The sequence below is a fragment of the Pantoea sp. Sc1 genome (assembly GCF_000255315.1).
Taxonomy (GTDB): Bacteria; Pseudomonadota; Gammaproteobacteria; order Enterobacterales; family Enterobacteriaceae; genus Pantoea; species Pantoea anthophila.
The window spans coordinates 1,892,032-1,910,669 of record NZ_AJFP01000001.1; the positions used below are offsets into that span (position 1 = coordinate 1,892,032).

An 18,638-nucleotide genomic window follows, 5' to 3' on the forward strand; every position below is an offset into this window, starting at 1 on the left:
GCGGTCCGTTACTGAGGCCGCGCTGACTCTCTCCGACAGCCGCTGCCTGACCGCCGCGGCTGTTTTTTTATCGGTGGCGGCAAAGCGCCAGGACACACCGCTTCCGACGCGTCCGGTTATGAGGACTGCCGCACCTCCAGCCGGTGCTGCGTCAGCCAGGCCGGAAAGTCCTCCAGCGGCATCGGGCGGGCGAAATAGTAGCCCTGCAGATGATCCACCCCGCGTTCGCACAGGTAGGCGGCCTGCTCAGCCGTTTCTACTCCCTCGGCCACCAGGCTGATGTTCAGGCGCTGCGCCAGGGAAATCACCATATCCGTCACCGTCGCGTTGATCGCGTCCGTGCCGATGGCCGCCGTGAATATCTTATCGATCTTCAGCACGTCAGGCTGCAAATCCTTCATATAGGAGAGTGAGCTGTGACCGGTGCCGAAGTCATCAATCGCCAGCCGCACGCCGATCTCGTGCAGTTGCGCAATCACCGACTGATCGACCACCGGCAGGGCATCCCGCTCGGTCAGCTCGACCACCAGTTTTGGCACCGGATTGGCAGGCCACCAGAGGTTCTGCAGATCCTGCAGGATGGCGCGGTCCCGGAAATGGCTGGCAGCGACGTTGATAGCGATATGGAAGTTGCGGTCATCCGGTAGCTGGGGTAACTGCCTGACCACCTCATTCAGCACAAAGCGGGTCAGCGGCTTAATCAGGTTCTGACGTTCGGCCAGCGGGATGAACACATCCGGTGCAATCCAGCCCTGGCGGGGGTTATGCCAGCGCAGCAGCAGCTCGATGCCGTCGCACTCGCCGCTGCTGCTGTTGATCAGCGGCTGACAGTAGACCATAAACTCATTAGCCGTGATGCCATAACTGATTTGCCAGCTCAGGCTCATCCGGTTTGCGGTCGCCAGCCAGACAATGTAGCCCATCAGCAGACTGAGCAGCAGCGCCAGCGGCAGTTGCGAGGGCAGGGTTGCCAGCGCCAGTCGGGTCGGTGAGGGGCCATAGAGCGTCAGAGTAAAGGGGTAACGCAGCGAGCCCTGCTCATAGCTCACCTCCTCTTCCGAGGGTACGGTCGGCTCAATAAGGGGATTACCATACTCCAGACTCTGGCCGTTGACGTTGAACACGGCACGTTCCACCCAGGGCAGCTGCGGTTCGAGCACATAGTTGCTCATCATCTCGATGTTAATTACCTGCAGAATCCCGGCGCGGTTATCGAGGCTTCTGGGGGTCCACAGCAGCAGAACCGGCGAGCCTTTCAGCAGATATTGGTCGGTAGACAGGGTCATGCGCTGGTTGTTAAAAGCTAAATCGGGGTAGGTCTGGCTGAAGGGGATGGCGCGAGGCCCGTAAATACTGGAGCAGTAGATACTGTCGTTATCCACCAGCAGAATCGCCCGGACGGTCTGCAGGGAAGAGATTTTTTCAATCAGCGGAAAGCGGACGTCCTGACAGGGGACGCCGACCAGACCCAGCGTGTTATTGGCGGATACCTCCAGCGGCGAGAACATCCGGTCAAAGCGCATAATCGCTTTGTCGGCAAAATCCATTGCCTGCTGCTCAATACGTGACTTCTCTTCGATATAGCGAAAGGCCAGCGTGAGTATCAGCACTACGGTGGCGATTGACAGTGCAATAAGCAAACGCTTTCGTCTGAATTGTCCAACAAATTGCTGGGCCATATACATCAGTATCCACCTTCCCTAAAGCCAGAAAAAAGCAAAAAATATCGGGGTTAATATCGGCACGGCCCCATTAAAATTGAGGCCGGAATGCAGAAAAGCGGGTCTGGATAGCTGCGCAGGCCGGACGGCTGCGCGGAAAATACTCTACCGTGTAAACCTGCGCTGAGATAGCGCAGGATGCGGATTTGATTACGTTTGCACGTTATTTGAACGTTTAAACGTTTCGCTTAATCACACTGTACTTTAATGGCCAGACCGCCGCGGGAGGTTTCACGATACTTGGCATTCATGTCTTTGCCGGTTTCATACATCGTCTCGATGACCTTATCCAGAGAGACGCGCGGCTCACTGGTGCGGCGCAGGGCCATACGCGCGGCGTTAATCGCTTTGACAGAGGCGATAGCATTACGCTCAATGCAGGGCACCTGCACCTGTCCGGCGACCGGGTCACAGGTCAGACCCAGGTTATGCTCCATGCCGATCTCAGCCGCCACGCAGACCTGCTCCGGGCTGCCGCCCAGCAGCTCTGCCAGCCCGGCCGCCGCCATGGAGCAGGCAACGCCGACTTCACCCTGGCAGCCCACTTCTGCGCCCGAGATGGAGGCGTTCATCTTATAGAGCACGCCAATCGCCCCCGAGGCGAGGAAGTAACGCAGGAAGATATCGGGCGTTACGGGTTCGATAAAGTGATCATAGTAGGCGAGCACCGCAGGCACGATACCGCAGGCACCGTTCGTCGGGGCGGTCACCACCCGGCCGCCCGCCGCGTTCTCTTCATTGACGGCCAGCGCAAACATATTGATCCAGTCGATCACAATCATCGGGTCGCTGGAGTGTTTGGTTGAGGAGGTGAGCAGGCGACGCAGCGACGCGGCGCGGCGTGGCACACGCAGAGGACCGGGCAGGACGCCCTCGGTATTCAGACCGCGATCGATACAGGCCTGCATCGTCTGCCAGATCGTGGCGAAGTAGGCATGGATCTCATCGCGGCTGTGCAGCGCCAGCTCATTTTTCATCACCAGGCCGGAGAGTGACAGGCCGGTTTCACGGCAGTGCGCCAGCAGATCTTTGGCAGAGTGGAACGGCCACGGAACCGAGACCTCATCCAGCGCCGACTGGCCGAAATGCTCTTCATCAACAATGAACCCGCCACCCACGGAATAGTAGGTTTTTGACAGGATTAGCAGGTCGTCGGCAAAGGCCAGCAGGCGCAGGCCATTTTCATGCAGCGAGAGATTCTCACTGCGAAACACCATGCCGCCTTCGCGCGGGAAGTCGACTTCGTGCGCCCCTTTCGCCACCAGCAGTCGCTCACGCTGCTCAACGTCTTTAATAAAGGCGGGGATCGCATCAATATCAACGGTGTCCGGCGATTCGCCCGCCAGACCCATAATGATGGCGATGTCAGTGTGGTGACCCTTGCCGGTCAGCGACAGGGAACCGTAGACATCTACAGCGATTCGGGTGACCTCCTGCAGCTTTCCCTGTTCGCACAGCAAGTCCACAAACTGTTTACCCGCTTTCATCGGGCCGACAGTATGCGAACTCGAGGGGCCAATGCCCACTTTGAACATGTCGAAAACACTAATCACAGGTGACACTCCTCACAATTATTCTCACTCTGCCGGGGCAGTTTATGGCGCTAATAGTAATGGTCATGCACCGGAAAAGAGCAGCTTTTCGCATGAAATAAACTTATCAAAACCGATAGAAAATATTATAGCGGGGCCCGGCAGGGAGTTGACGGGCTTCCGGGATGATCGGGCGGGAAAAGGGGTGGTCAGAAGGCGATCTGTGTGCTCAGTGCGCGGATTATTCCGGCGGTCATCCCCCACACCAGATAATCCTGATAGCGTGACAGCCAGACCGGGTGCCTGACACCGGCCCGATGAACCTCCAGCGAACTGTAGCGGCTGAGCTGTAACGCCTCAGCCAGCGGCATCTCAAAGGCGCGGTGCACCTCATCCGGGTTGAGGGTTAAACGCAGACTGGCCGGAATGATCCCCAGCACCGGCGTCACCTGAAAACCGGTACTGCTGGTCACCGCAGGCAGCGAACCCAGTATCTCGACCTGCTGCGGTTCGATGCCCACTTCTTCATGGGCCTCGCGGAGTGCTGTGGCGATCAGCGAAGCGTCGTCGTCATCCTGCATTCCGCCCGGAAAGGCGACCTGTCCGGCATGTTTGCGCAGGGCGTGCGAGCGCTGCGTCAGCAACAGGCCCGGCTCAGGCCGCGCCACGATGGGCACGAGGACTGCCGCGTGCCGGCCAGAGAGGCGCTGCGTCGTGCGCGCAGGCTGCTGCAACAGAAAGCGGCAGCGAAAAGTCTCAAGCGTCAGAGCCAACTGAACCTCCCGATTGTTCCAGTGCCGGTAAGATCCGGCTCACTTTATCCAGCGTCTCCTGATATTCCGCGTGCGGATCGCTGTCTGCCACCAGGCCGCCACCGGCAGCACAGTAGAGCTGCTGACCCTCGGCAATCAGGGTGCGAATGGTGATGCTGCTATCCATCCGCCCACAGAGGCTGAGATAGCCAATGCTGCCGCACCAGGCATTGCGCCGCTGGGGCTCCAGTTCATCGATGATCTCCATGGCCCGGATCTTGGGCGCGCCGGTAATCGAGCCTCCCGGAAAACAGGCCCGCAGCAGGTCGGTGGCCTGCAGAGAGGCGGGCAGCCGGGCACGAACCGTACTCACCAGATGATGCACGGCGGGGAAGGGTTCCACCTCAAACAGTGCCGGCACGGTAACGGAGCCGGGCTGCGCCACGCGGCCAATGTCATTACGCAGTAAGTCGACGATCATCAGGTTCTCGGCCCGATCTTTCTCCGCATGACGCAGCGCCTCCGCCTGCTGCGCATCTGCTATCGGGTCCGCGCAGCGTGGCCGGGTTCCCTTGATCGGTCGGGTTTCGATCTGCCGGTTATTCAGCGACAGGAAACGCTCCGGCGACAGGCTGAGGATGGCACTCTCCGGCAGGCGAAGAAAAGCGCTGAACGGCGCACGGTTAGCGTCATTCAGCTGACAGAACGCCTGCCACTCATCTCCCTGATAAGCCGCCTGGAAACGCTGTGCCAGATTAACCTGGTAGCAGTCACCGGCCTGGATATAGTCCTGAACCGCCGCGAAGCGGGCGGCATAGTCGGCGTAGCTCAGATTAGAACGCCAGCCGCTGGTCAGTGAAAAGGGCAGCGCCTCACGCGCGGGCCACTGTGTCAGCCAGGCGAGCCGCGCCTGCGCGGCCTCCAGCGCCACCAGGGTCAGGGTCTGCTGATGGTGATCGGCAATCAGCGCCCAGTCATAGATCCCTACGGCCATATCGGGCGTGATGAGGTCGGCCTCGGCCCTGGCGGGCAGCGTTTCAAACCGGCGGCCCAGGTCGTAGCCAAACAGACCCAGCGCGCCGCCCTGAAACGGCAGCGTCTCACTGGCGGCAGGCGTCACGCCCAGCGCATCGCACTGCTGCTGCACCAGCAGCAGAGGGTCGGCGGCCGATTCACGGGTGCCGCTGCGATCGCTGATCGAGGTGATCTCCCCGCGGGTCACCAGGGTGGCGCGGGGATTAGCCGTCAGAATATCAAAGCGGTTATCGCTGTGGCTGGCCTGGGCGGAGGAGAGCAGCATCGCCCAGGGCAGATGGGCAATGGGGGCAAAACGCCGGGTCAGCGCATCCGGGGTATAATCAAGCGTGAGGGTTTCAACAATCATCGGGCAGAAAAATCAGCAAGCAAAGAGGCGGTCAGACTGACATATTTTTTCCTGACTGGCACCTGTTAGTTCCGCGTGGGATACTGTCTGACCCAACACAGGAGCAGAACATGTTTACAGGATTACCGGCGCTCTCTCATGAGCAGCAGCAGCAGGCCGTCGAGCGTATTCAGGAATTGATGGCAGGGGGTTTATCGAGTGGTCAGGCCATCGCCCAGGTGGCGCAGGAGATCCGGCAGACTCACTCGGGCGAACAGATCCGGGCGCTCTTCGACGACGAAGATGACGAAAACGAAGAAGAATAACGCCCGCTCTGCTTAACGTGCAGCGATAATTTTTATCTCAATTTTGTACTTTGGATTTAACAGCCCGGCCTGAACCGTACAGCGCACCGGTGCATTACCGGGAGAGACCCAGGCGTCCCAGGCGCGGTTCATGGCAGGGAAATCAGCCTTATCCACCAGAAACAGCGTGGCATCAAGAATTTTGCTCTTGTCACTGCCGAGACGCGTCAGCATCGCATCAATCACCGCCAGCGCATTGGCCGTCTGCGCTTCGGCGTCGGCGTCCAGGTTTTCCGGTACGCTGGTGTAGTAGATCGTGTCATTGTGAATCACGGCCTCGGACATACGGTGTTCCGGGTCAATACGGGTAATACTCATCGGCTTCTCCCTGAATAAAGTGGCAGTTAGCCTGCCATATTCCCCGCATCGCTGTCACCCCTCACAGGCAGCGCTTAACAATCGCCTGCCTGTCTGCCATCACCTGAGGTGCCATCCGGAAGGTGGTAAAATATTTGACCTCTGCCCCTCGTCCGTGAGGCGAGACATCCGCAAAGATAGAATCCTCCCAGGTAAAGACGCTGATCGCACTGCCGCCGGGCCGGGTATGGGTCGTGTCATCGCGGGCAACCACGCTGGTCGTGGACCAGCCGCGATAAATGCAGTCGCTGAGTTGAGGAACGGTGCGGGTGCTCTGGCCCTGAAAGAGGGGTTCCTGCAGACGCGCCTGATCGGGGGTGGGGGCCTGACAGCTGCAGAGCAGCAGCACGCCAGTCAGAGAGCCGATGCGGAAAGTATTCATAGCAATCCTCCGCCTGAGTCAGGCAGTCGGGTTAAGGCCATCTGCTTAACGCAGCCTGAAGACATCGTTAAGCCAGTCTCAGCACGTCAGCTTACGGTTGCCACATCCCAACGGTAAGCCGATTTAATCATTATAATCCGGGCGGTTATTTCCTGCTGTTATCCTCTGCATTTGCTGACTGCGTCACAGGCTTTAGCGGACAGGCGGGGACGGAATGCGGCAGCATCCGGCTGGCGAGGCGCGGGAATGCAGGACAGGCCAGGCGTAAAAATGGTATAAATCAGCGAAATATCGCGCCACAGGATGAGGATGAGCACATGGCGAATACGCAGTATCTGTTTTGGGTGATGGCGGGCGCACTGACGCTGCTGTTTATTGTGATATCGGCCTTTGTCGGTCTCTCTAAAGGCAGTAAGCAGGGTTTTATCACCTTTGCTCTGCTGTTTATTGCCATGCTGGCGGGCGCGTTTTATATCCGGCACTAGCACAGCGCGGCGTCACCTCGCGATCGTTTTCAATCTGTTACAACGATCTTACGCCTGGCTCACAGTTCACAAGGAAACTCAGCGGCCTCCGGCGCCGGTTAACTATGATCAGATCAAATAGCAGTGCTGCTATTTATCACCGGAGGTAATTATGTCTGAACGTCCAGATTACGATGAGCCATTGCCAGATGATGCTGAGATCTACCCGGAAGATGAAGAAGAGGATGAGGAAGACGATCCGACCGTAAGAGATGTCTGACACCGGTCGCCCCTCTGCTAACACCGCAAAACCGCCTGTGCGCCGTTTTGCGGTTCTTTATTTCCGCAGCAGATTCATGTGCGATGAAAATAGCGTTCAATCCCGGCTTAAATAATCCTGCGCACGCACAACGTTAATGAAACCCGTCTCTCTTTCGTCGCACTGGGTTATTTCCTCTCCGTTTCTTCCCCGCATTCACGGACACCGCGAATTAAACGTTCAGTGAATGTGACTTTATGCCGCAGGGGAAGTACTAACAGCACGTTCAGGAGAGCTCGCTGGCTGTCAGGAATCTGCCCGCCTCTTCGTAAATCATTGATAAACCTCCGTTTTGCTTTGTCTGTTCAATACTGACATAATTACAGTGTTTTTGCCGTTCTTAGTGAGGGTATGTGGCAGACGATTTTGCAGTGGATGGCGCGCTGGCGCTGGGTATCCCGGGTTTTAAACCGCGGGAAGCACAACGCGAGATGGCGCAGGCGGTCTCTGCAGCCGTAAAAGAGCAGGGTGAACTGGTCGTCGAAGCCGGTACCGGGACCGGTAAAACTTACGCTTACCTGGCACCCGCCTTACGGGCCAATAAAAAAGTGATTGTCTCGACCGGATCCAAAGCGCTGCAGGATCAGCTCTATGGGCGCGATCTGCCCACCATGGTCAGGGCGCTGAAGTTCAAAGGCAAAACCGCGCTGCTGAAAGGCCGCTCTAACTACCTCTGTCTGGAACGCATGGAACAGCAGTCGATGGCGGGTGGCGATCTGACCGCGCAGGCGCTCACCGATCTGGTGACGATGCGCAGCTGGTCATCACAGACCGAAGATGGCGACATCAGCAGCTGCGCGGGCGTGACCGAAGACAGCCCGGTCTGGCCGCTGGTCACCAGTACCAACGATAACTGCCTGGGCACCGACTGCCCGCGTTACAAAGAGTGCTTTGTGGTGAAGGCGCGAAAGCGCGCCATGGACGCGGATGTGGTGGTGGTAAACCACCATCTTTTTCTCGCCGACCTGGTGGTTAAAGAGGGCGGTTTTGGGGAACTGATCCCTGAAGCGGATGTGATGATCTTCGACGAAGCCCATCAGCTGCCCGACATCGCCAGCCAGTATTTTGGCCAGCAGCTCTCCAGCCGTCAGTTGCTCGACCTCGCCAAAGATATCATCATCGCCTACCGCACCGAGGTGCGCGATGCCCAGCAGCTGCAGAAATCCGCTGACCGTCTGGCGCAGTGCGCGCAGGACTTTCGCCTGTCACTGGGCGATCCCGGCTATCGCGGGAATCTGCGTGAGCTGCTGAGCGACAACGCCATTCTGCGGATGTTTACGCTGCTGGATGATGCACTCGAACTCTGTTACGACGTCATCAAGCTCTCTCTGGGACGTTCAGCCCTGCTGGATGCCGCTTTTGAGCGCGCCGCGCTCTATCGTACCCGGCTGAAACGGCTGCGGGCCATCAACGAGCCGGGCTACAGCTACTGGTATGAATGTACCTCACGTCACTTTATCCTGGCGCTGACGCCGCTCTCCGTCGCGGAGCGTTTTCGTGAAGTGATGGATAACCGTAAAGCCGCGTGGATCTTTACCTCAGCCACCCTGGCAGTGGATGAGAAGATGGCGCACTTCTCGGAACGGCTGGGTGTCAATGCGGCAAAAAGCCTGATCCTCAACAGCCCGTTCGACTTTGCGAAGCAGGCGCTGCTCTGCGTGCCGCGCAATCTGCCGGAGCCTAACCGTTCGGGGGGCGCCCGCCAGCTGGCCGCGATGATGAAGCCGCTGATTGATGCCAACAAAGGTCGCTGCTTCTTCCTCTGTACTTCACACCTGATGATGCGTGAGCTGGCGGCCGAATTTCGCGCCTCCATGACGCTGCCGGTGCTGGTGCAGGGTGAAACCAGTAAAGGCCAGTTGCTGCAGCAGTTTATTGAGAAGGGGAATGCGCTGCTGGTCGCGACCAGCAGTTTCTGGGAAGGGGTGGATGTGCGCGGGGATGCCCTGTCGCTGGTGATCATCGACAAACTGCCTTTCACCTCACCGGAAGATCCGCTGCTGAAAGCCCGGATGGAAGATTGCCGGATTCGCGGCGGCGATCCCTTTGCGGATGTGCAGTTGCCGGATGCGGTGATCACCCTGAAGCAGGGGGTGGGACGGTTAATCCGTGACACCGACGATCGCGGCGTGCTGGTGATATGCGATCAACGGCTGGTGTCACGTCCTTACGGCGCGCTGTTCCTGAACAGTCTGCCGCCGACGCCGCGCACCCGGGACATCCACCGCGCCATCGCCTTTATCCGCCAGCAACCCGAACCAGACGCATAATTCTGTGCTAAGATGCGCGCCGTTTTCTTTCTTCTGAGGTAGTCATGTCAGCCCGAATTTTAGCGCTGGATACGGCGACAGAAGCCTGTTCAGCCGCCTTGCTGAATCAGCAACAGATCGATGCCCGATTCGAAATCGCCCCGCGCGATCACACCCAGCGTATTTTGCCGCTGGTCGAAGAGCTCCTGCTCGCCGGTCAGCTGGAACTGACCGATCTGGATGCGCTGGCCTTTGGGCGCGGCCCCGGCAGCTTTACCGGCGTCCGTATCGGTATTGGTATTGCGCAGGGCCTGGCACTGGGCGCAGCCCTGCCGATGATCGCGGTCTCGACGCTGGCGACGATGGCGGAAGGGGCGTGGCGTCTGCACGGCGCCCGCCGCGTACTGACCGCCATTGATGCGCGAATGGGTGAAGTCTACTGGGCAGAGTATCAGCGGGACGAGCAGGGGCGCTGGCAGGGTGAAGCCAGCGAAAGCGTGCTGACGCCCGAGGCAGCGGTGGCCAGAATGCAGGCGCTTACCGGTGAGTGGATGACCGCCGGCACTGGCTGGGAAGCCTTCCCGGCATTGCAGCAGGGGCACGCACTGACGCTGACCGCCAGTGAGGTTACCCTGCCTGCCGCACAGGATATGCTGCCGCTGGCGACGCTGGCGCTGGCGGACGGGCATACCCTGCTGCCGGAAACGGCGGAGCCGACCTACCTGCGCAATGAAGTTGCCTGGAAAAAGTTACCTGGCCGCTAAGTCGCACGCAACTTATTGTTATGCGTCCAGTCTAAGACTTTACCTAACGGGAGAGCGTCTATGTCGTCAATGTGTGGTAAAGGGCTTTCAGGTCTGCTGCTGACCTGTGTGCTGGTGTTAACGGGTTGTGTCTCTATTCCTGACACGCTGCAGGGCAGTTCCCCTCAGCCTCAGCAGGATCTGCTGCGGGTGATGAATGACCCTGCTATCTATGTCGGCCAGGAGTCGCGCTTTGGCGGTAAGGTGGTGAACGTCACCAACCTGAACGGCAAAACCCGTCTGGAGATTGCGGCACAGCCGCTGGATGAGAGCGCCAGACCGCGTCTGGGCGCGGCGTCAGTCGGCCGGATCTATGCTGACATCCACGGTTTTGTTGATCCGGTGGATGTCAGAAATCAGTACGTCACGGTGCTGGGCACGCTGAAAGGCACGGAGCAGGGCAAAATCGGCGAGGCAGATTACAAATTTGCCGTCATCGATGTGCGCGGTTATCAGCGCTGGCGTCTTGCCCAGCAGGTGACCGCACCGCCACAGCCCATGGATCCCTGGATCTGGTACGGTCCGACCCGCCATCGCGGGGGGTACTGGGGACCTAATCCCTACTGGGGCATGGTTAACAGTGGCCCGACCGAGGTGCAGACCATACTGACCGAGTAACATTAAGACCTGCTATTCAGCCCGGTTGCGGTGCTCGCTGCCGGGCTTTTTATTTGTCTGTTTTCACAGCACGAAATTTAGTGATGGACTTCGCAACCTCAACATGCCGAAACAGGCAAACTGGTACAATCAGTTAAAATATTGTTAACAAACCAGATTGGCTGAGGCGGCGATGGAAATACAACATAATTATCGGGGTGGATCCTTGAATAAGGTTTGGCTGAAACGCTACCCGGCAGATGTGCCTGCCGAAATAAGTGCAGATCGTTATACCTCTCTGGTGGATCTGTTTGAGCAGGCCGCAAAACGCTACGCCGATCAACCCGCGTTCCTGAACATGGGTCAGAAAATGAGTTATCGCCAGCTGGAGGAGAAGAGCCGCGCCTTTGCCGCCTATCTCCAGCATGAACTGGGCCTGAAAGCGGGTGACCGGGTGGCGTTAATGATGCCTAACCTGCTCCAGTATCCGGTGGCCCTGTTTGGCGTGCTGCGCGCGGGAATGGTGGTGGTCAATGTCAATCCGCTCTACACGCCGCGAGAGCTGAAGCATCAGCTTAACGACAGCGGCGCCAGCGCCATTGTCATCGTCTCCAACTTCGCGCACACGCTGGAAAAGGTGGTGGGGGAAACCGCGGTCCGTCATGTCATCCTGACCCGGATGGGTGACCAGCTCGCCCCCATTAAGGCGACGCTGGTGAATTTCGTCGTCAAGTATGTCAAAAAGCTGGTGCCGAAATACCATCTGCCGGGCGCTATCTCATTCCGTCAGGTTCTGGACGTGGGGGCGACGCTCAATTATCGCCGTCCGACCGTGTCGAATGACGATCTCGCCTTCCTGCAATATACCGGCGGCACTACCGGGGTGGCCAAAGGGGCGATGCTGACGCATCGCAACATGCAGGCGAATCTCGAGCAGACGAAAGCGACCTACGGCAAACTGCTGCGTGATGGCAAAGAGTGCGTCGTCACCGCGCTGCCGCTCTATCACATCTTTGCATTAACGGTGAACGGGCTGCTTTTCCTTGAGCTGGGCGGTCAGAACCTGCTGATCACCAATCCGCGCGATATTCCTGGCTTCGTTAAAGAGCTGAGCAGGTTTCCGTTTACCGCCATCACCGGGGTCAACACGCTGTTTAATGCGCTGCTGAACGATGAGCAGTTTACGAAACTCGATTTCTCCACGCTGCGGCTTTCCGCAGGCGGTGGGATGGCGGTGCAGAAAGTCGTGGCTGAACGCTGGGAAAAGCTGACCGGGCACTATCTGCTGGAGGGCTACGGCCTGACGGAGTGTTCGCCGCTGGTTTCGGTTAATCCCTACGACATCAGCTGTCATACCGGCAGCATCGGCCTGCCGGTGCCCTCGACCGATGTCCTGATCCTGGATGAAGCGGGAAAGGAAGTGGCACCGGGCGAGCCGGGCGAGCTCTGCATCAGCGGCCCGCAGGTGATGCTGGGTTACTGGCAGCATCCGGAAGCGACGGCGGAAGTCCTGAAAAATGGCTGGCTCCACAGCGGTGATATTGTTACCGTTGATCAGGAAGGCTTTATTCGCATCGTCGACCGTAAAAAAGATATGATTCTGGTGTCAGGCTTTAATGTCTATCCGAATGAAATCGAAGATGTGCTGATGCAGCACCCGAAAGTGCGTGAAGCCGCGGCCATCGGGGTTCCCAGCGATCTCTCCGGTGAGGCGGTCAAAGTCTGCATCGTGAAAAAAGAGGCGTCGCTGACGAAGGAGGAGGTGCTCGATCACTGTCGCCGTCAGCTGACTGGCTACAAGGTGCCCAAAATCATTGAGTTTCGTGATGAGCTCCCCAAGACCAACGTTGGCAAGATCCTGCGGCGCGAGCTGCGCGATGAGGTGAAATCCGGCACCCGCTGAATCCGGATAAGAATTGAGGTTGAACGCCGGCATGTCCGGCGTTTTTATTGTTTTTAACATGGAGCGCCGCGCGGAGTCTGCTGCGGTGGAAATCAGACGTGAACTATTCCCTTATCGACCAGGATGATCAACTGGCAGACGTGTGCCAGAAAGCGCGCCAGCACGCGGCGGTGGCACTGGATACCGAGTTTGTGCGTACCCGCACGTATTACCCTCAGCTTGGCCTGATCCAGCTGTTTGACGACGAACAACTGGTGCTGATAGACCCGCTCAACATCCGCGACTGGTCACCCTTTGTGGCGCTGCTGACCGACACCGCCGTGACCAAATTCCTGCATGCGGGCGGCGAAGATCTGGAGGTGTTCCTGCACCGTTTTGGCGTGCTGCCGACACCGATGATCGACACCCAGATTCTGGCGGCCTTCTCCGGCCAGCCACTCTCCTGGGGCTTCGCCGCGATGGTGGCGCACTTCACCCAGGTTGAACTCGATAAAAGCGAATCACGCACCGACTGGTTAGCCCGTCCCCTGACGGAGCGCCAGTGTGTCTATGCGGCAGCCGACGTTCACTACCTGCTGCCGATTGCCCGTCAGCTGATGGTCAATACGGAAGAGGCGGGCAACATGGCCGCCGCACTCAGCGAGTGCGATAACCTCTGTCAGCGCCGTCTGGACAGTCTGGCCCCGGAAGAGGCCTGGCGCGATATCACCAACGCCTGGCAACTGCGTCCGCGTCAGCTGGCGGCGCTGCAGCGTCTGGCGGCCTGGCGTCTGACGCTGGCGCGTGAAAAGGATATGGCGGTTAACTTTGTGGTGCGCGAAGAAAACCTGTGGAAGGTGGCGCGCTTTATGCCGGGCTCGCTGGGTGAACTCGATCATCTGGGGCTGTCAGGACACGAAATTCGTTTTCACGGCAAAACGCTGGTCGCGCTGGTGGCGGAAGCGGCGGCACTGGAGGAGAGTGAATTACCGGCTCCGCTGGGAAATCTGATCGACCATCCGAATTACAAATCGGTCTTCAAAGCGATGAAGGCGCTGGTGCAGCAGGTCAGTGAGCAGAGTGGCTTCAGTCAGGAGTTGCTGGCGTCACGCCGTCAGATTAATCAGGTGCTGAGTCAGCACTGGGGCATTAAGCCGCAGGGGCGTCCACCGGAGTTACTGACCGGATGGCGGGGCGAACTGCTGAAACCCGGCATCGATGAGATCCTGGCGGGTTGCTGACCGGATAAATTTCCCCTGCCACTGCGCAGGGGAAATTCAGGCGGCGGTCAGAATCATTTAGTCGCGTCTTCCGTTTCCGGAAGCGTCACGTTCAGCTCCAGAATCGAGATATCATCACCTTTCTGATCGAGCTGTACCGTGACCATCTCTGGATCGATCTTCACATATTTGCAAATCACTTCCAGAATGTCGCGCTTAAGTTGCGGAAGATAGTGGGGCTCACTGTCGCCCCTTCTCCGTTCTGCCACGATAATCTGCAGCCTTTCCTTGGCTATGTTGGCAGTGTTCTTCTTCCGGGATAAAAAGAAATCAAGTAATGCCATGGTTTATCCCCCGAACAGGCGTTTCAGGAAACCCTTCTTCTCTTCTTCAATAAAGCGGAAGGGGCGTACTTCACCGAGCAACCGTTCAACGGTATCGGCATAGGCTTTGCCAGCATCAGATTCACCGTCCAGGATCACCGGTTCGCCCTGGTTGGAGGCACGTAACACCGACTGATCTTCCGGAATGACGCCGACCAGAGGAATGCGCAGGATTTCCAGCACATCTTCCATGCTCAGCATATCGCCACGGCTGACGCGACCCGGGTTGTAGCGGGTCAGCAGCAGGTGCTCTTTTACCGGCTCCTGACTGTTTTCTGCGCGACGTGATTTAGAGGAGATGATGCCGAGAATACGGTCGGAGTCACGGACTGAAGAGACTTCCGGGTTGGTGGTGATGATGGCTTCATCGGCAAAGTAGAGCGCCATCAGGGCGCCGGTTTCAATCCCTGCCGGTGAGTCGCAGACGATGAAATCGAACTCCATCGCGGCCAGATCGTTCAGGACTTTTTCAACGCCGTCACGGGTCAGCGCATCTTTGTCGCGGGTCTGTGACGCAGGCAGAATGTAGAGCTGCTCGGTGCGTTTGTCGCGGATCAGCGCCTGGTTCAGGGTGGCATCGCCCTGAATCACGTTGACGAAATCGTAGACCACACGGCGCTCACAGCCCATGATCAAATCCAGATTACGCAGACCGATATCGAAGTCGATCACGACCGTTTTCTTGCCTTTCTGCGCTAAACCGGTGGCGATGGCCGCGCTTGACGTGGTCTTACCAACGCCCCCTTTACCGGATGTAACTACAATAATGCGTGCCATAAATGTTGATTTCCTTAACAAAAGAAAAGGGGCCTAATTAAGTGTCTGGATAGTCAGCGCGCCATCCTGCAGGCACAGGCGCGCAGCTTTACCAAAAAATTCTTGCGGGATCTGATCCATGATCCAGTACTCCCCGGCAATCGAAACCAGCTCTGCGGCCAGGTTAGTACAGAATATCTGGCAGTTGCGGTCACCGCTGGCACCCGCCAGGGCGCGACCGCGCATCATGCCGTAAATATGAATATTGCCATCAGCAACCAGTTCGGCACCGGCGCTGACGCTGCTGGTGATGATCAAATCGGCATCACGTGCATAAATCTGCTGGCCTGAGCGCACCGGGGTGTTCACGATGCGCGTTTTCGCGGCCACCGCTTCCGCGGCCACCGGCTGCGGTTCAGGCACAGCGGCAGGGGCAGGGGCTTGCACCTGCGGCCTGGCCTCTTTACCTTCTGCCAGCACCGGCAAACCGGCACGGGCGATCATGCGTTTCAGCGCCTCATCCTTGCAGCCGCTTACGCCAACAATGCGTAAGCCGGTGGCAAGAATCGCCTGCTGCAACTGCTTCCAGTTAACATCGGCACTCAGGGTGGCAACGTTAAGCACCACCGGGGCGTTTTTCAGGAAGTCCGGAGCCTGGTCAATCTTGTCCTGAAGTGCCTTGCGAATCACCGCCGGGTCATGGTGATGCAAATGGACGACAGACAGGGTGAAACTGCTACCTTTGAATTCGATTGGCGTTTGCGACATCTGTCCCGACTCAGTCCTGTTTTCACTACCGTCAGCCAGGCGATGATAAAATCGTCACTGAAGCGCTAACGGTGAATATTCGAAGTTCTGCAAGCATGTTATAGTTACAGCTATATTCAGACAAGCCTCAACCCCGGTTAATTCGAGTAAAAAATATGTTTTGTGTGATCTACAGAAGCCCGTTACGTGACCAGACTTATCTCTATGTTGAAAAAAAGGACGATTTCTCCCGCGTGCCGGAGGAATTGCTGAAAGGGTTTGGCAAGCCGCAGCTGGCGATGGTGCTAAAGCTGGCGGGGCGCGACAGGCTGGCAAATGCGGATATCAATAAAGTTAAGCAGGGATTGAGCGAGCAGGGCTATTATTTGCAGATTCCACCGCCGATCGAAAGTCTGCTGAAAATTCATTTAGAGGCCGATAAAAAAGTTTAACTCGGATTCTTCTGTAAATATAAATCCTGCCGTCGCGATTTTGTCAGGATAATATTGCTCTGAGGCTGCGCAGAATTAACGGCGCAGCTTATCTGTTTTCACTCTCATTAAATTTCCTGCCCGGCTTTTTGTCCTTATTTGTACGATTATTCAGCACTTCGGCGGTGCTGTTTACGCTTTTTGACAAATTCCGCACCCCGGACCGTTAAAAGGATCTTATTATCTCGCCATGAGGCTGGCACATCGACCAGCGCAAAAGCAAACATCAACCCGCCAGCAGTGCTGGCATCACACCTAACCTGAACAGGGGATGAGCATGTATCAGCATCGTAACTGGCAAGGCGCTCTGTTAGATTTTCCGGTCAGCAAAGTGGTTTGCGTCGGCAGTAACTACGCAAAACACATCAAAGAGATGGGGAGCGCCACCCCAACAGAACCGGTGATCTTCATCAAGCCGGAAACGGCGCTCTGTGATCTGCGCCAGCCGCTCTCTATCCCGGATGCGTTTGGTGAAGTGCATCATGAAGTTGAACTGGCCGTGCTGATTGGCGCAACCCTGAAACAGGCAACCGAAGAGCATGTGGCGAAGGCCATTGCAGGCTATGGTGTGGCGCTGGATCTGACGCTGCGTGACCTGCAGGCCGGGCTGAAAAAAGCGGGCCAGCCGTGGGAAAAATCGAAAGGCTTCGACAATGCCTGCCCCATCTCCGGTTTTATCCCGGTCGCGGAGTTCAGTGACGACCCGCAGAATGTTGAGCTTAAGCTGCTGGTGAATGGTGAAGTGCGTCAGCAGGGCAGCACGGCAGATATGATTCATAAAATTCTGCCGCTGATTGCCCATATGAGTCGCTACTTCACCCTGCGCGCCGGCGATGTGATTCTGACCGGTACGCCGGAAGGAGTGGGTCCGATGCGCGCAGGCGATCAGCTCGAAGTCTCTCTGGCGGGGCGTGGGATCAGCACGCGCGTGCTCTAAAGACTTGCATCACCACCGCATAGGCTTTATAAGGTGCGGTTTAGGCACACTGCGGACAATCATCATGACTGACACCCCTTTCTGGCAACATAAACGCCTGGCACAAATGAGCGATGAGGAATGGGAATCCTTATGTGATGGATGCGGCCAGTGCTGCCTGAACAAGTTGCAGGACGCCGACACGGATGAGATCTATTTCACTAACGTCGCCTGCAACCAGCTCAATATCAAAACCTGCCAGTGCCGCAACTATGAGCGCCGCTTCGAGTTAGAAGAGGATTGCATCAAGCTGACCCGTGAAAACCTGACCACCTTCAACTGGCTGCCGCGCACCTGCGCCTACCGGTTGCTGGGCGAGGGCAAGGGCTTACCGGCCTGGCATCCGCTGCGCGCCGGTTCGAAAGCGCAGATGCACGCACAGCGTATTTCGGTGCGCTACATTGCGGTTCGCGAGAGTGAAGTGCGGGACTGGGAAGATCACATCATCGATCGGCCCGATCGCAACGGCTGAGTGCCGCCGTCGCGGACAGATGTAAAAAAGGCTGCCACGGGCAGCCTTTTTTCTGTTCAGCGACCAAACAGGTCGCGCCGTTTTGCTTTGAAAGGCTGGGCAATCAGCACCAGCACCGCCACCAGCAGATAAGCGGCAAATACTCCAATCATCCATTGCGGCATACTGAGCGTCAGAAAGGTCCAGCTGCGCTCGGCGCAGTCACCGCTGGCGAGAAACACCGACGGCAGCCACTTATCCAGCGGCAGACCGCTGGGGAAGCGGGCGGCAAAGTCACAGGTGGTAAAGGGGTTAGGGTGCAGCTGAATCATGGTGTGTTCCCAGGAGAGACGCAGACCTTCCCAGGCACTGTAGATCCATAACGCCAGCGCCGCCAGACGCAACGGCGATTTTGGCGCAATCGCGCCGACCAGACCCGCGCCCATCACGCCAAACAGCGCGTTGCGCTCGTAGATACACATGACGCAGGGCTTCAGGCCCATCACATGCTGAAACCATAATGCCGTGAGCTCCAGCGCCAGTGCAGTCAGTGCCAGTAATAACCAGGCTCCGCGGCCCCGGGAACAGTGATTCAGATATCGCAACATATTGCATTCCCTGTAAACGTTAATGCCACGCAGTGTAAACCAAAAGCGGGGGCAAACCAGCCCGGGCCAGCGAAAAATCGTATCCGGACATGACCTCAGACTGATCCAGAACAGGTTATGTGAAAATAAGCCGCGTGTTTTGCGATTATGGGGCGTCTGGCATTTTGCTGCGCAATCAGCTTTACTCCGTTAGCCCCCAGGAGCACCGGAGAGGCAACCT

20 protein-coding genes are annotated in these 18,638 nt (G+C 57.6%); 10 read left to right on the forward strand and 10 right to left on the reverse strand.

Going from position 1 to position 18,638, the window contains the following annotated elements; translation table 11 throughout:
• Nucleotides 1-116: 116 nt before the first annotated feature.
• The 4 genes from S7A_RS08745 to pabB form a co-directional block, all read right to left on the reverse strand.
• Nucleotides 117-1,685 carry an EAL domain-containing protein gene (locus tag S7A_RS08745; protein WP_033736219.1) on the reverse strand — a complete coding sequence of 523 codons (1,569 nt, stop codon included), beginning with the start codon at nt 1,683-1,685 and terminating at the stop codon, nt 117-119.
• A 224-nt stretch (nt 1,686-1,909) separates the two neighbouring features.
• A complete protein-coding gene (locus tag S7A_RS08750) occupies nt 1,910-3,274 on the reverse strand; it encodes an L-serine ammonia-lyase (protein WP_009089825.1) in 1,365 nt (454 codons plus the stop codon).
• Nucleotides 3,275-3,462: 188 nt separating this feature from the next.
• Nucleotides 3,463-4,026, reverse strand: a complete 564-nt coding sequence (locus tag S7A_RS08755) for a CoA pyrophosphatase (protein ID WP_009089827.1) — start codon at nt 4,024-4,026, stop codon at nt 3,463-3,465.
• On the reverse strand, nt 4,010-5,389 hold the full coding sequence (gene pabB, locus S7A_RS08760) for an aminodeoxychorismate synthase component 1 (RefSeq protein ID WP_009089828.1): 1,380 nt from the start codon (nt 5,387-5,389) through the stop codon (nt 4,010-4,012). The genes S7A_RS08755 and pabB overlap by 17 nt, the downstream gene beginning before the upstream one ends.
• A 110-nt stretch (nt 5,390-5,499) precedes the next feature.
• Between pabB and S7A_RS08765 the strand changes: the two genes are divergently transcribed.
• Nucleotides 5,500-5,694, forward strand: coding sequence for a YoaH family protein (locus S7A_RS08765; RefSeq protein WP_009089830.1), 195 nt, complete (start codon nt 5,500-5,502; stop codon nt 5,692-5,694).
• A gap of 12 nt (nt 5,695-5,706) precedes the next feature.
• Here the strand turns inward: S7A_RS08765 and S7A_RS08770 are convergent, their stop codons facing one another.
• Together S7A_RS08770 and S7A_RS08775 are read right to left on the reverse strand one after the other, a co-directional pair.
• Nucleotides 5,707-6,051 carry a RidA family protein gene (locus tag S7A_RS08770; RefSeq protein WP_009089831.1) on the reverse strand — a complete coding sequence of 115 codons (345 nt, stop codon included), beginning with the start codon at nt 6,049-6,051 and terminating at the stop codon, nt 5,707-5,709.
• Between the two features lie 61 nt (nt 6,052-6,112).
• On the reverse strand, nt 6,113-6,472 hold the full coding sequence (locus tag S7A_RS08775) for a hypothetical protein (RefSeq protein WP_009089833.1): 360 nt from the start codon (nt 6,470-6,472) through the stop codon (nt 6,113-6,115).
• Between the two features lie 317 nt (nt 6,473-6,789).
• Between S7A_RS08775 and S7A_RS21495 the strand changes: the two genes are divergently transcribed.
• The 6 genes from S7A_RS21495 to rnd all read left to right on the forward strand — a co-directional run bounded on the left by S7A_RS21495 (nt 6,790) and on the right by rnd (nt 14,027).
• Nucleotides 6,790-6,957, forward strand: coding sequence for a hypothetical protein (locus tag S7A_RS21495; protein ID WP_009089835.1), 168 nt, complete (start codon nt 6,790-6,792; stop codon nt 6,955-6,957).
• Nucleotides 6,958-7,608: 651 nt separating this feature from the next.
• On the forward strand, nt 7,609-9,525 hold the full coding sequence (locus tag S7A_RS08780; protein ID WP_033736222.1) for an ATP-dependent DNA helicase: 1,917 nt from the start codon (nt 7,609-7,611) through the stop codon (nt 9,523-9,525).
• A gap of 44 nt (nt 9,526-9,569) precedes the next feature.
• Entirely contained in the window at nt 9,570-10,268 is a 699-nt protein-coding gene (gene tsaB, locus S7A_RS08785) for a tRNA (adenosine(37)-N6)-threonylcarbamoyltransferase complex dimerization subunit type 1 TsaB (protein ID WP_009089838.1), read from the forward strand.
• Between the two features lie 60 nt (nt 10,269-10,328).
• Complete coding sequence (locus S7A_RS08790; RefSeq protein ID WP_033736224.1) at nt 10,329-10,925, forward strand: Slp family lipoprotein; 597 nt, start codon at nt 10,329-10,331, stop codon at nt 10,923-10,925.
• Nucleotides 10,926-11,130: 205 nt separating this feature from the next.
• Nucleotides 11,131-12,807 carry a long-chain-fatty-acid--CoA ligase FadD gene (gene fadD, locus S7A_RS08795; protein ID WP_009089842.1) on the forward strand — a complete coding sequence of 559 codons (1,677 nt, stop codon included), beginning with the start codon at nt 11,131-11,133 and terminating at the stop codon, nt 12,805-12,807.
• A 98-nt stretch (nt 12,808-12,905) separates the two neighbouring features.
• A complete protein-coding gene (gene rnd / locus S7A_RS08800; protein WP_009089843.1) occupies nt 12,906-14,027 on the forward strand; it encodes a ribonuclease D in 1,122 nt (373 codons plus the stop codon).
• Between the two features lie 53 nt (nt 14,028-14,080).
• On the opposite strand, the gene minE is transcribed toward rnd, so the two are convergent.
• From minE to minC, 3 genes are read right to left on the reverse strand one after another with little or no spacing between them, the layout of a single operon-like run.
• Nucleotides 14,081-14,350, reverse strand: coding sequence for a cell division topological specificity factor MinE (minE, locus tag S7A_RS08805; protein WP_009089844.1), 270 nt, complete (start codon nt 14,348-14,350; stop codon nt 14,081-14,083).
• A 3-nt stretch (nt 14,351-14,353) separates the two neighbouring features.
• A complete protein-coding gene (gene minD, locus S7A_RS08810; protein WP_009089846.1) occupies nt 14,354-15,166 on the reverse strand; it encodes a septum site-determining protein MinD in 813 nt (270 codons plus the stop codon).
• 33 nt (nt 15,167-15,199) lie between these two features.
• Nucleotides 15,200-15,913 carry a septum site-determining protein MinC gene (minC, locus tag S7A_RS08815; RefSeq protein ID WP_009089848.1) on the reverse strand — a complete coding sequence of 238 codons (714 nt, stop codon included), beginning with the start codon at nt 15,911-15,913 and terminating at the stop codon, nt 15,200-15,202.
• Between the two features lie 155 nt (nt 15,914-16,068).
• Here minC and S7A_RS08820 point away from each other — a divergent pair, with 155 nt between their 5' ends.
• The 3 genes from S7A_RS08820 to S7A_RS08830 all read left to right on the forward strand — a co-directional run bounded on the left by S7A_RS08820 (nt 16,069) and on the right by S7A_RS08830 (nt 17,831).
• Entirely contained in the window at nt 16,069-16,344 is a 276-nt protein-coding gene (locus S7A_RS08820; protein ID WP_009089851.1) for a YcgL domain-containing protein, read from the forward strand.
• 316 nt (nt 16,345-16,660) lie between these two features.
• Nucleotides 16,661-17,320, forward strand: a complete 660-nt coding sequence (locus tag S7A_RS08825; protein ID WP_009089853.1) for a fumarylacetoacetate hydrolase family protein — start codon at nt 16,661-16,663, stop codon at nt 17,318-17,320.
• Nucleotides 17,321-17,384: 64 nt separating this feature from the next.
• Complete coding sequence (locus S7A_RS08830; protein ID WP_009089856.1) at nt 17,385-17,831, forward strand: YcgN family cysteine cluster protein; 447 nt, start codon at nt 17,385-17,387, stop codon at nt 17,829-17,831.
• 56 nt (nt 17,832-17,887) lie between these two features.
• Here S7A_RS08830 and dsbB read toward each other — a convergent pair whose 3' ends face one another.
• On the reverse strand, nt 17,888-18,418 hold the full coding sequence (gene dsbB, locus S7A_RS08835; RefSeq protein WP_009089859.1) for a disulfide bond formation protein DsbB: 531 nt from the start codon (nt 18,416-18,418) through the stop codon (nt 17,888-17,890).
• Nucleotides 18,419-18,638: the final 220 nt, after the last annotated feature.